This is a genomic window from Pseudocitrobacter faecalis (assembly GCF_965231525.1).
GTDB classification, from domain to species: Bacteria; Pseudomonadota; Gammaproteobacteria; order Enterobacterales; family Enterobacteriaceae; genus Pseudocitrobacter; species Pseudocitrobacter faecalis.
This window is the reverse complement of the sequence record NZ_CBDDNJ010000002.1, coordinates 4,713,999-4,726,145: the sequence shown is the minus strand read 5'-3', so window position 1 is coordinate 4,726,145 and position 12,147 is coordinate 4,713,999. Positions and strand designations below refer to the sequence as shown.

General features: G+C 53.6%; 10 protein-coding genes. 7 read left to right on the top strand and 3 right to left on the bottom strand.

Features of this window, described 5'->3' with window-relative positions:
* The first annotated feature begins 68 nt into the window (after positions 1 to 68).
* From gorA to ACOXYR_RS22725, 3 genes are all read left to right on the top strand, one after another.
* Positions 69 to 1,421 carry a glutathione-disulfide reductase gene (gene gorA, locus ACOXYR_RS22735; RefSeq protein WP_350435829.1) on the top strand — a complete coding sequence of 451 codons (1,353 nt, stop codon included), beginning with the start codon at positions 69 to 71 and terminating at the stop codon, positions 1,419 to 1,421.
* Positions 1,422 to 1,494: 73 nt separating this feature from the next.
* Positions 1,495 to 2,325 carry an SdiA-regulated domain-containing protein gene (locus ACOXYR_RS22730; protein ID WP_421356444.1) on the top strand — a complete coding sequence of 277 codons (831 nt, stop codon included), beginning with the start codon at positions 1,495 to 1,497 and terminating at the stop codon, positions 2,323 to 2,325.
* Positions 2,326 to 2,552: 227 nt separating this feature from the next.
* On the top strand, positions 2,553 to 4,202 hold the full coding sequence (locus ACOXYR_RS22725) for an alpha,alpha-trehalase (RefSeq protein WP_108476766.1): 1,650 nt from the start codon (positions 2,553 to 2,555) through the stop codon (positions 4,200 to 4,202).
* 50 nt (positions 4,203 to 4,252) lie between these two features.
* Here the strand turns inward: ACOXYR_RS22725 and ACOXYR_RS22720 are convergent, their stop codons facing one another.
* Entirely contained in the window at positions 4,253 to 5,833 is a 1,581-nt protein-coding gene (locus tag ACOXYR_RS22720; RefSeq protein WP_421356445.1) for an STY4199 family HEPN domain-containing protein, read from the bottom strand.
* A gap of 303 nt (positions 5,834 to 6,136) precedes the next feature.
* On the opposite strand from ACOXYR_RS22720, the gene ACOXYR_RS22715 reads away from it, so the two are divergent.
* The gene (locus ACOXYR_RS22715; protein WP_407731740.1) at positions 6,137 to 6,613 is read left to right on the top strand and encodes a lysozyme; all 477 of its coding nucleotides are present in this window, start codon (positions 6,137 to 6,139) and stop codon (positions 6,611 to 6,613) included.
* Here the strand turns inward: ACOXYR_RS22715 and ACOXYR_RS22710 are convergent.
* Both ACOXYR_RS22710 and ACOXYR_RS22705 read right to left on the bottom strand, forming a co-directional pair.
* Positions 6,569 to 7,195, bottom strand: coding sequence for a response regulator transcription factor (locus ACOXYR_RS22710; RefSeq protein WP_108476763.1), 627 nt, complete (start codon positions 7,193 to 7,195; stop codon positions 6,569 to 6,571). The genes ACOXYR_RS22715 and ACOXYR_RS22710 overlap by 45 nt on opposite strands.
* 440 nt (positions 7,196 to 7,635) lie before the next feature.
* Complete coding sequence (locus ACOXYR_RS22705) at positions 7,636 to 8,394, bottom strand: SDR family NAD(P)-dependent oxidoreductase (RefSeq protein ID WP_421356446.1); 759 nt, start codon at positions 8,392 to 8,394, stop codon at positions 7,636 to 7,638.
* 119 nt (positions 8,395 to 8,513) lie between these two features.
* On the opposite strand from ACOXYR_RS22705, the gene ACOXYR_RS22700 reads away from it, so the two are divergent.
* The 3 genes from ACOXYR_RS22700 to ACOXYR_RS22690 all read left to right on the top strand — a co-directional run bounded on the left by ACOXYR_RS22700 (position 8,514) and on the right by ACOXYR_RS22690 (position 12,088).
* Positions 8,514 to 9,413 (top strand): LysR family transcriptional regulator, encoded by a 900-nt coding sequence (locus ACOXYR_RS22700; RefSeq protein WP_108476761.1) that lies wholly within the window; start codon positions 8,514 to 8,516, stop codon positions 9,411 to 9,413.
* A gap of 51 nt (positions 9,414 to 9,464) precedes the next feature.
* Complete coding sequence (yhjD, locus tag ACOXYR_RS22695) at positions 9,465 to 10,493, top strand: inner membrane protein YhjD (RefSeq protein ID WP_108476760.1); 1,029 nt, start codon at positions 9,465 to 9,467, stop codon at positions 10,491 to 10,493.
* A 272-nt stretch (positions 10,494 to 10,765) separates the two neighbouring features.
* Positions 10,766 to 12,088: an MFS transporter gene (locus tag ACOXYR_RS22690; RefSeq protein ID WP_421356447.1), complete on the top strand. Its 1,323-nt coding sequence runs from the start codon at positions 10,766 to 10,768 to the stop codon at positions 12,086 to 12,088.
* Positions 12,089 to 12,147: the final 59 nt, after the last annotated feature.

Here is a 12,147-nt window from a genome sequence, read left to right as displayed (position 1 = left end):
TATACAATCGCGGATCTTTGGCGCTGGGCGCAGAGCCCTCGCCTGACAATGAACAGGAAGGAGCGGTCATGACCAAACATTACGACTATATCGCTATTGGCGGCGGCAGCGGCGGCATCGCCTCGATTAACCGTGCGGCGATGTACGGCCAGAAGTGCGCGCTGATTGAAGCCAAAGAGCTGGGCGGCACCTGCGTTAACGTCGGTTGCGTGCCGAAAAAAGTGATGTGGCATGCCGCGCAAATCCGCGAAGCCATCCATATGTATGGCCCGGATTACGGTTTTGATACCACCATCAATGACTTCGACTGGAACAAGCTGATTGCGAGCCGTACCGCCTACATCGACCGTATTCATACATCGTATGACAATGGCCTGGCGAAAAACAAAGTCGATGTGATCAAAGGCTTTGCCCGCTTTGTTGATGCGAAAACCGTGGAAGTGAACGGGGAAACGATCACCGCCGATCATATCCTGATCGCCACCGGCGGTCGCCCAAGTCATCCGGATATTCCGGGCGTGGAATACGGTATCGATTCCGACGGTTTCTTCGCGCTGCCAGCACTGCCGAAACGCGTCGCCGTTGTCGGTGCGGGCTACATTGCTGTGGAACTGGCAGGCGTGATTAACGGACTGGGCGCAGAAACGCATCTGTTTGTGCGTAAACACGCGCCCCTGCGTACCTTCGATCCGCTGATTACCGAGACGCTGGTTGAAGTGATGAACGCGGAAGGCCCGACGCTGCATACCCAGGCGGTGCCAAAAGCGGTGGTGAAAAACGCCGATGGTAGCCTGACGATTGAACTGGAAGATGGCCGCAGCCAGACAGTAGATTGCCTGATTTGGGCAATTGGCCGTGAACCGGCAACTGACAATTTCAACCTGGCGGCAACGGGCGTGAAAACCAACGATAAAGGCTATATCGTGGTTGATAAATTCCAGAACACCAATGTTCCGGGGATTTATGCGGTCGGTGATAACACCGGTGCCGTTGAGCTGACGCCGGTTGCGGTCGCGGCGGGCCGTCGTCTTTCAGAACGTCTGTTTAATAACAAACCGGAAGAGCATCTGGATTACAGCAATATCCCGACCGTGGTCTTCAGCCACCCGCCCATCGGCACCGTCGGTTTAACCGAACCGCAGGCGCGTGAGCAGTATGGCGACGACGCCGTGAAGATCTATAAGTCCTCCTTCACCGCGATGTATACCGCCGTTACTTCGCACCGCCAGCCGTGCCGTATGAAGCTGGTTTGTGTTGGCCCGGAAGAGAAAATTGTCGGTATTCACGGCATCGGTTTTGGTATGGATGAAATGCTGCAAGGTTTCGCCGTGGCGCTGAAAATGGGCGCAACCAAAAAAGATTTCGATAATACCGTGGCAATTCACCCGACAGCGGCGGAAGAGTTTGTTACCATGCGTTAATATATGACGCGCAATCCCCTACATGGCAACATGTAGGGGATATCTGACTCTCTCGTTCATTCTCTGTGGGTTTATGAAGAATAAGAAAACTAAATTATTTTCAGGCTTTATTATTGTTCTTATTTGTATTTTCTCTTTCTATTACTACATCACAAATTACCCACAAATAGATAACTACCACGTCACGATCGACGCTAAACCGATCTCAGATTTAGAGGGAGGATTATCCGGCCTGACCTGGAATAAAGACACGCAAACACTATTCGCCGTCACCGATGCGCCCTCTTTAATTCTGGAACTCAGCACGGATGGAAAGGTGCTGCGCCGCATCAAAACGGATAAACCCGCTGACCTTGAGGCGATTGAATACATCGGCAATCAACGCTTCTACCTTTCCAAAGAAAAGAGCGGCACGCTGGCTATTATCACCATTAATAACGATACGCAAAAAGTGGATATCAGCCATGCCGAAACTTATCGTCCGGCAGTTCAGGTCGAAAAACAAAACAGCGGCGTGGAAGGATTAGCCTGGAAACCCGAACTGTCTCGCATGGTGACCGCCCAAGAGAAAAAACCCGTCCGTATTTTTAATATCCTCGATAACGAAGGGGCATTCAAAACAGACAAAAGCCCACTCAATGAATTAATGCTCTCCTGGTATGTGCGCGATATCTCCGGAATGGATTTTGATGGTTCAACGTCTAACCTCTATATTCTCTCCGATATTTCGCAAAAAGTCGTTATGGTCGACCGCGAGCATAAGCTGAGATTTATGTCGCTGACGGCAGGGCATTACGGCCTCTCGCGTGATATACCTCAGCCGGAAGGTATCGCCACCGATGGCACAGGTAACCTCTATATCGTGAGCGAGCCGAATCTGTTTTATAAATTCAGCCCACGTTAAAACCCGTTACAATCGATTGTTCTGAAAATCCCGGCACTGATAAAATCCGGGATTTCATTTTTTTATTGTTTTTCAAAAACCTGAAAAAATCCCAATCTTCCCCCCCTCAAAAAAGTGTGATCTTCCGCACGCTTTGTTCACCCGTAACCGAAGCGAATGTCTACGCTTTATAGGTGGCCGGATAAAACCGGGATGTAAAACGACGCTCACCGGAGGTGACCTGCGCTATGTTCAACCAGAAAATACGTCACGAAGAGTCCGAAGCCTTAGCCATTGAAGTCGAGCTGTGCTACGAGGCGGATCCGTACGAATTAAAACTGGATGAAATGCTCGATGCCGAACCGGAACCGGAAGTCATTGAGGGGCTACCCGCCTCCGATGCCCTGACCCCAGCCGATCGTTATCTGGAACTGTTCGAAAACGTTCAGCGCGCGCGCATTTTTAGCGATAGCAAAACGTTTCCTGACTGCGCGCCGAAAAAAGATCCGCTGGATATTCTCATCCACTATCGCCGCATCAAGCGCAAACCTGGTTTTGACCTGCGCCGCTTTGTGGAAGAGAACTTCTGGCCACCGGAACTGCGCGACAGCGAGTACGTTTCGGATCCGGAAAAAACGCTGAAAGAGCACATCGACACGCTCTGGCCGGTGCTTACCCGCGAGCCGCAGGATCATATTCCCGGTTCATCGCTGCTGGCGTTGCCACAGTCCTATATCGTGCCCGGCGGGCGGTTTACCGAAACCTACTACTGGGACTCCTACTTCACCATGCTGGGGCTGGCGGAAAGTGGCCGGGAAGACCTGCTGAAATGCATGGCCGATAATTTTGCGTGGATGATTGAGCGCTACGGGCATATTCCTAACGGCAACCGTACCTACTATCTTAGCCGCTCGCAGCCACCGGTCTTTGCACTGATGGTCGAGCTGTTTGAAGAGGATGGCGTGCGCGGTGCGAAACGTTATCTTGACCATTTGAAGATGGAGTACAGCTTCTGGATGGATGGCGCGGAATCACTCATTCCTAACCAGGCTTACCGCCATGTCGTGCGCATGCCGGATGGCTCGCTGCTCAACCGTTACTGGGATGATCGCGACACGCCGCGCGATGAGTCGTGGATTGAGGATGTCGAAACGGCGCAGCATTCAGGCCGACCGCCGAATGAGGTGTATCGCGACCTGCGCGCCGGGGCGGCATCCGGTTGGGACTACTCCTCGCGCTGGCTGCGTGATACCTCGCGGCTGGCGAGTATCCGGACGACCCAATTTATTCCCATCGATTTGAATGCCTTTTTGTTCAAACTGGAAAACACCATCGCCAATCTTTCCGGTTTGAAGGGCGATAAAGAGACGCAGGCGCTGTTTAAGCAGAAAGCCAGTGCACGCCGCGCGGCGGTGACGCGTTATCTGTGGGATGAAGAAAATGGCCTGTTCCGTGACTACGACTGGCGTCGCGAACAACAGGCGCTGTTCTCTGCCGCCAGCGTCGTGCCATTGTATGTCGGTATGGCGACACATGAGCAGGCAGACCGGCTGGCGCTTGCCGTCCGCGCCCGGTTGCTGACACCACGCGGTATTCTGGCGACGGAATATGAAAGCGGCGAGCAGTGGGATTATCCGAACGGCTGGGCACCGCTACAGTGGATGGCGATTCAGGGGTTCAAACTCTACGGCCACGACGTGCTGGGCAACGAAATCGCCCACAACTGGCTGGAGACGGTGAATCATTTCTATCGCGACCATCATAAGCTGATTGAGAAGTATCACATCGCCGAAGGTACACCGCGCGAAGGGGGCGGCGGGGAGTATCCGTTGCAGGATGGTTTCGGCTGGACCAACGGCGTGGTGCGCCGTTTGATTGGTTTGTATGGTGAGCCTTAACAGAAGCCGGGGGCGCTGCGCTTGCCCGGCCTACAACGGATCAATACTCGCTATTTAATCACCGCATAAATCTCGCGCTGCACGTCCAGCCATCGTTTATTGTGTGTCGTCGGCTCGGCCTTCACGCGTTGCCGGGCGTTATCCACCTCCCGCCGTTGACGTTCAACCACGGCGGGGCGGGTGCAAAACGCCTGCAAAAGATCTCTTCTGGCGGACGTGAGCGCCTCACCGCCCGCCAGCGCGTGGCTCAGGGTGGTGATAAAGCGCCGACACGGTTTTGGCTCGTCCATTTGCAGGCGGTAACGCAACAGCAAAGCAATCACTTCATCATGCTGTGCTGACAGCGCCTGCTCCGTCCAGGCGAGCTGCCACGCCATTCCGCCGCGCATAAAGAGCCGCACAACATCACCATCGTTACGATCGATAGCCGACCGTAATCCATTGATATCCCAATTAATACCGCGATTCGCCAGTTGTTCTCGCGGCGACTCTCGCGACGGCGCTTCAATGCCCGGCGCAGGCGTTGTCGATGCGCTGGCCGTTGGCGCGGCAGGCGACGTATTGAGCATCCAGATGCCCCCAACAACCATCGCCAGTACCATCAGGCCCACGGCGGCCCACAGCCCTGAAGAGATTAATTTATCCCGAGCCTCCACCGTGCGGGCTGATTTTTTACGAATACGTTCAATTGACTCATGGATAGGCTGATCATCCGCACTGTTAAGCCGGGCAAACTCACGCTCTTCATCCCAGAAATGCTGCACCTCGTTGCCGTCCGTCGCCATCAGACTGGCGGGATTCACCAACGTTCTGCCCTGCTCAAACGCACGCTGAATCGGCGTCGCAATCTGGCGAGCGTAAATATCCAGCAGCAAAAATGCGGTGGATGACACGGTACGCTGGCTGACCACCGCCCTGCGCATCTGGCGGATATCGTCAAGGAAAGCATGCAGTGTTAAACGCGGATCCGCATGGAAGGTAAGCAGGGTCGCGCTATGAAAAAGCGAAGCGTAGTGGCGCGAAAACTCTTTTTTATCCACCACCAGCAGCGCCAGCTCGCTAAACTGCATGCCACTGAGAATATCGCCCTCTTTGCTGCGCGAGAGCCAGCGCCGCACGCAGTCCGCGCCAAACTGCAGCTTGAGGTGATTGTGCAAACGGGTGGTATCCGGCCAGGCCTGACGAATAAGCGCGGTCAGCATCAGTTGGATCATGCGCAACTGCCGCAGCGCCAGGGCTTCCAGTTGCTCGGCATCCGCATCAGAGTCGCTCTCAAAGACCAGCAGCGGCTGACGGCGGCGCATCAGCTCCAGCGCAGCCACCATGCGCGCCGCCGCAATCAGCTGATCCTCCGTGATGGATTGCCCGCGCTCATATTGCGGTACCAGTTTCTGTAAATGGCGAAGTTGCAGAGTGAACTCGCTCAGCTCAGCATCATTGAGGTTCAGCTTTTTCGCCACACTCGCCCAGCCGCCCAGATTCAGCCGAGCCTGATCCAGTTGTTCCAGAAACCAGCGAGGATCCTTACCTTCCCCGACACGCATATCGAGCAGGTTAAGGATCTCCACTGACGCCTGACGGATCACGCCCAGACAATGTTCAAATAATTGATGCGATGGAGTTGGCATCATCCACATCCTTAACCCACAGTGGGAAATAACCCGAAGATTAGTAAGGTTTATTTTTGTTTTTTTGCTGATACAACATATACGAAACCTTCAAAATTAAAAGGCCGCGGCGCCGTCACAGATGCGAAAGTCGATCCCTCTCACGACATTCCGCAAACGATTGGCCTGTCTTTCTATTGTTGCAGCGAATTTTACGATTGAGGGGAAATATTCTCGCCTCCTACCCGATTGAACCAGGCCATCTGGCGAATAGGCGCGCGTCATCGCATCCTCTACACTCGCTAACCATCTGAGTGAGGAAGAAAAATGCCAAATACAGCCCTGCGTCTCAGCCCAGAAGGGTTAGCGTTTATTAAAAAATGTCAGGGATTTTCTGCCGAGCCCTACCAGGATGAGTGTCATCTGTGGGTCGTGGGTTATGGTCATTTGATTCAGGGAAGCGAGGCGTTCGATATGCCGCTTAGCCAGCAGCAGGCCGATGTGTTATTGCAATGGGATATTCACGTCTGTCAACGCGTACTGGCACACGAAATACAGGTGCCCCTTCTCCAGTCTCAATACGATGCGTTGCTATCGCTGGCGCTCAGTGTGGGGCCAGAGAGGTTTGCCGCCTCCGCTATCGTGCGCTACATCAATCAGCAACAGTTCGCGAAAGCACTTGCGGTATGGCGAGCCGAAACAGAGCTTAACGGGGTGAAAAGCAACGGCCTGAACAGACAACGTCAGGCCGAATGTGCCTTATTCCGAGCAGATCTGGGACGGGAATTCGTGTGCGCCGAATAACATCGCCGCCTGAGTACGATTTTTCACATCCAGACGTCGGTACAGTGATTCCAGATGCGCTTTCACCGTACCTGCGCTGATATTCAATGCCCGACTGATCTCCTTATTCGACTCGCCATTAGCCAGCAGTTCCAGAATTTCACGCTGGCGATGGCTGAGCTGATCGAGACCACGCTTCTCGTTTTCGTAATTAAACATCCAACCGCCGGGAAGACACATTAACCCACACGCGGCGCTATTGATCGCCTGCACAAACGTTTCGACACTTTCATGGCGCGGCACAATAGCCTGAACATTCCATGCAAGCGACTCTTTGAGCCACGCTTGCTGACAATCACTCGCTACAATCACCGTGTGTGATAACGGAAATTGCTGTGCTTTTTCCTGCAATAACCAACTGCAAAACGATTTATCCATGTCGCCATCCAGAATAAGTAATGACTCTGGATATTCCAGCAACCGTCGCCACAGTTCATCAGCCTGACTGACGGCGTAAATATCTACTTCAGGAATATTTTCCTGCAAACTGATTTTCATTCCATGAATAAATATTGACTGCCTGTCAAACATGATTACCTGCATACTGATTCCTCATCAGAAAAATGAACCCTACACATTGAGGGGTGAAGGGTATTACTTGCGGAGGTAAATAAGAACTCGCTGTTTGGCCTGGGCTATTTTACTGATGAAAATAAAAATAAAAACATTTTTGTTATGAATGATTTGGAGTCCTGGGGAGAGATTACTTATTCACATTATTTATTACATTCTATTTAAGGAAATCCTGAATATAATTTTCAGCGGAATAAATATTAATTTTGCGAAGAATAGCGCGATGGCGAAAATAAAGGAAAGGTGATGGAAAGAGGCGAGTGTTACAAGGTGTGAAATAGCACGCGTTGTTGGGTTCCCCCCTCACCCCAGCCCTCTCCCACAGGGAGAGGGAGAAAACCGACGCAGTTCTGTAAGCTATGCACAATCAGTCCCCTCTCCCTGTGGGAGAGGGTTAGGGTGAGGGGGTACTACAAAAACATTCCCCCAGACACTTCCACCCGCTGCGCATTCATCCAGCCAAGTTTATCGCTTAGCAGCGCGGCAATCGCGTCACCAATGTCATCTGGCACGCCCACGCGCCCCAGCGCGGTTTGCGAGGCAATATACTGATTCATCTGTTCATTATCCCGCACGCTGCCGCCGCCAAAATCGGTTTCTATCGCCCCTGGCGCAATCACATTCACCGAAATGCCGCGCTCGCCCAGCTCTTTCGCCTGATAGCGCGTCAGCACTTCCATCGCCCCCTTCATGGCGGCATAGGCGGCAAAGCCCGGAAGCGCGAAACGTGCCAGCCCCGTCGAAACGTTCAGGATGCGTCCGCCGTTTTTTATCAGCGGCAACAGATGCTGAGTCAGGAAAAACGGCCCCTTAAACTGAATGTTCAATAATTCATCAAACTGTGCTTCCGTGGTCTCGGCAAACGGTACATTGATCCCGATTCCAGCATTGTTCACTAAATAATCAAACGTGTCGCGCTGCCACGTCTCTTTCAGCGCCTGTGTAACCTGCTGCGTAAAATCGCCAAACGTGCTGATATCACTAACATTCAACTGTAATGCCACCGCTTTCACGCCTATTTGCTGAAGTTCTTCTACCACATCCTGTGACGCCTGCTGCTGGCTATTCCAGGTAAAGATAATATCTGTTCCCTGAGCCGCCAGCTTTAATACGGCATTTTTGCCCAGTCCACGGCTGCCGCCAGTCACTAATGCGATACGTTGCATCATGAGAAACCTCATTTCAGTGGGTATGTTCGTTGAGAACAAGCTTATTAGGTGATAAAAGAACAATAAATATTGCTGATTACGCTTCACTGTCTCATTTAAAACAACAATAAGGGTTAGGGATGGATAAAATTCATGCAATGCAACTGTTCATCCGCGTGGCGGAACTGGAGAGTTTCTCCCGCGCCGCCGATACCCTCGGCCTTCCTAAAGGTAGCGTATCGCGCCAGATTCAGGCGCTGGAAAACCAGCTTGGCTGTCGTTTGCTGCACCGCACCACGCGGCGTGTTCACCTGACGCAGGACGGTATGGTCTACTATGAACGCGCCAAAGATCTGCTCAGCAATCTTGAAGAGCTCGACAGCATGTTCCAGAGCGACCCCAGCAGCGTCAGCGGGCGCTTGCGCGTCGATATGCCCGTAGCCGTCGCGCAAAATGTGGTCATTCCCCGGCTGCCCGCGTTTTTGCAGCACTACCCCGGCATTGAGCTGGAGCTAAGCAGCAGCGATCGCCTGGTGGATGTCATTCGTGAAGGGTTCGACTGCGTGGTACGCGTAGGCCATCTTAAGGATTCAGGATTAATCGCCAGGCCGCTCGGCAAGCTGACGGTGGTAAACTGCGCCAGCCCGGATTATCTGGCCCGATTCGGCTATCCAGAATCGCTGGATGAGCTCGAGGATCATGCGGTGGTGCATTACGCCACCAGCCTCGGTGTGCGCCCACAGGGGTTTGAGGTGCTGGTGGATAAAACCACGCGCTGGGTGAAAACCGGTGGTGTACTGACGGTCAACAGCACCGAAACCTATCACGCCGCCTGCCTTGCCGGGCTGGGGATTATTCAGGTGCCGCGCGTTGGCGTGCGGGAGGCGCTGCGCAGCGGTAAGCTCATCGAAATTTTGCCACAGTATCGCGCGGAGCCGATGCCGGTCTCGTTGATTTATCCCCATCGCCGCAACCTGTCACGCCGGGTGCATCTGTTTATGGAATGGCTAACTGAGGTGATGAAAGCGTACGTTGATTAGCAGAGTCTATAATTTAGTGATAGTAAACAAGAGAAAAGGAAAACCGACCTGATGACGCCGGAAAATGACGTAAAACGTCCTACTCAGGAACTGGAGCACGACCCCATCAAACCCATCGATACCGAAATGCATCGGGCTCCAGAGGAGCCAGGAAAAGCCACGCAAGCGCTGAACAAAGTCACACATACCGCGCAGAAAATTCAGCAGCAGCCGATCATCGCCCACCTGCTCCGCGCCGCCGAGCGCTTTAACGATCGTCTGGGCAATCAGTTTGGCGCGGCAATCACCTACTTTTCGTTCCTGTCGATGATTCCGATTCTGATGGTGTCGTTTGCTGCTGGCGGTTTTATTCTCGCTTCGCACCCGACGCTGTTGCAGGACATCTTCGATAAAATTCTGACTAACGTGAGCGATCCGACGCTTGCCGCCACGCTAAAAAGCACGATCAATACCGCCGTCCAGCAGCGTACCACCGTCGGTTTAGTCGGCCTTGCAGTGGCGCTCTACTCAGGCGTGAACTGGATGGGTAACCTGCGTGAGGCCATCCGCGCGCAATCGCGTGATGTCTGGGAGCGCACCCCGCAGGATCAGGAAAAAATCTGGGTTAAATACCTGCGCGATTTTGTCTCGCTGATTGGCCTGCTGGTTGCGCTGATTGTCACCCTGTCGATTACCTCGGTTTCTGGCTCGGCACAGCAGATGATCATTTCAGCCCTCTACCTCGACAGCATTGAGTGGCTGAAACCGGCCTGGCGGTTGATTGGCCTGGCGATTTCCATTTTCGCCAACTATCTGCTCTTCTTCTGGATCTTCTGGCGGCTGCCGCGTCATCGCCCACGTAAAAAAGCCCTGATTCGCGGCACGTTCATTGCGGCTATTGGCTTTGAGGTGATTAAAATCATCATGACCTGGACACTGCCTGCACTGGTGAAATCCCCGTCCGGCGCGGCGTTCGGTTCGGTTCTGGGTCTGATGGCGTTCTTCTACTTCTTCGCGCGCTTAACCCTGTTTTGCGCCGCATGGATTGCCACCGCGCAGTACAAAGATGACCCGCGCATGCCGGGCAAGACGCATCGTTAATGCGCTATCGGGCTGAATGAAAATGCAAAATTTCAGCCCGATTCATCATTTCAGCAGATAAATCCAGTTAGTAACTTTTTTTTAACCAAAATCCAGTTTTATCCACTAACGTGTAATTTCTGTGAAGCATTTCATAGAAGCGATTTCGCTGGCTTAAAAACTATCCACTTTTTGCCGTTTTTCCACGCTTCCGCCCGGTCTGTTACAGATTGAAATGTCGATTTTGCTATGTCTAATATGGCCGTTCGTTCGCTATAAAATAAGAAAAGACTATGCAAGCTACCGCCACAACACTCGATAACGAACAAGACATCGCACCGGTTAACTCACGTAATAAAGTCGTCGTCGCTTCACTCATCGGCACCGCCATCGAGTTCTTCGATTTCTATATTTACGCCACCGCCGCAGTGATTGTTTTCCCACACATCTTCTTCCCGCAGGGCGACCCTGCCGCAGCCACGCTTCAGTCGCTGGCGACCTTTGCCATCGCCTTCGTCGCGCGTCCGATTGGCTCTGCGCTGTTCGGCCACTTTGGCGATCGCGTTGGGCGTAAAGTGACGTTAGTGGCCTCGTTATTGACGATGGGGATTTCCACGGTGGTGATCGGCCTGCTGCCGGGCTACGAGACTATCGGCATTCTGGCACCGATGCTGCTGGCGCTGGCGCGTTTTGGCCAGGGGCTGGGGTTGGGCGGTGAATGGGGCGGCGCGGCGCTGCTGGCAACGGAGAACGCCCCGCCGCGTAAGCGCGCGCTGTACGGTTCCTTCCCGCAACTGGGCGCGCCTATCGGCTTCTTCTTTGCCAACGGCACCTTCCTGCTGCTCTCCTGGCTGTTAACCGACGAGCAATTCATGAGTTGGGGTTGGCGCGTGCCGTTTATTTTCTCTGCGGTGCTGGTCATTATCGGTCTGTACGTCCGCGTGTCGCTGCATGAAACGCCGGTGTTCGCCAAAGTCGCCGCCGCGAAAAAACAGGTAAAAGTGCCGATGGGCACGCTGTTGACGAAGCACGTGCGCGTGACGGTTCTCGGCACCTTTATCATGCTGGCGACCTATACGCTGTTTTATATCATGACCGTTTACTCCATGAGTTACAGCACCGCCGCTGCGCCGAACGGTTTAGGGCTGCCGCGCAATGAAGTGCTGTGGATGCTGATGCTGGCGGTGATTGGTTTTGGCGTGATGGTGCCGATTGCCGGGCTGCTGGCCGATCGTTTTGGCCGCCGTTCCAGCATGATTGTCATTACCTCGCTGATTATTCTGTTCGCGCTGTTCTTCTTCCAGCCACTGCTCGGCTCCGGCGAGCCGTCGCTGATTATGCTGTTCCTGTTTATTGGCCTGAGCCTGATGGGGCTGACGTTTGGCCCAATGGGCGCACTGCTGCCGGAGCTGTTCCCGACGGAAGTGCGTTATACGGGGGCGTCGTTCTCTTATAACGTCTCGTCGATTCTTGGCGCGTCGGTTGCGCCGTACATCGCAGCCTGGTTACAGGGCAGCTACGGGTTGTACTACGTAGGCGTGTATCTGGCAGCGATGGCGGCGTTGACGCTGATTGCGCTGCTGCTGACCCATGAGACGAAGCATCAGGCGTTGTAAAACGTCCCCTCACCCCGCCCTCACCCACAAGGAGAGGGCGAAAATCGCACGATCTGTCC

Coding starts and splice junctions, on each gene's coding strand:
- gorA (WP_350435829.1), top strand. CDS start 69: ATGACCAAACATTACGACTATATCGCTATTGGCGGCGGCAGCGGCGGC.
- ACOXYR_RS22730 (WP_421356444.1), top strand. CDS start 1,495: ATGAAGAATAAGAAAACTAAATTATTTTCAGGCTTTATTATTGTTCTT.
- ACOXYR_RS22725 (WP_108476766.1), top strand. CDS start 2,553: ATGTTCAACCAGAAAATACGTCACGAAGAGTCCGAAGCCTTAGCCATT.
- ACOXYR_RS22720 (WP_421356445.1), bottom strand. CDS start 5,833: ATGATGCCAACTCCATCGCATCAATTATTTGAACATTGTCTGGGCGTG.
- ACOXYR_RS22715 (WP_407731740.1), top strand. CDS start 6,137: ATGCCAAATACAGCCCTGCGTCTCAGCCCAGAAGGGTTAGCGTTTATT.
- ACOXYR_RS22710 (WP_108476763.1), bottom strand. CDS start 7,195: ATGCAGGTAATCATGTTTGACAGGCAGTCAATATTTATTCATGGAATG.
- ACOXYR_RS22705 (WP_421356446.1), bottom strand. CDS start 8,394: ATGATGCAACGTATCGCATTAGTGACTGGCGGCAGCCGTGGACTGGGC.
- ACOXYR_RS22700 (WP_108476761.1), top strand. CDS start 8,514: ATGGATAAAATTCATGCAATGCAACTGTTCATCCGCGTGGCGGAACTG.
- yhjD (WP_108476760.1), top strand. CDS start 9,465: ATGACGCCGGAAAATGACGTAAAACGTCCTACTCAGGAACTGGAGCAC.
- ACOXYR_RS22690 (WP_421356447.1), top strand. CDS start 10,766: ATGCAAGCTACCGCCACAACACTCGATAACGAACAAGACATCGCACCG.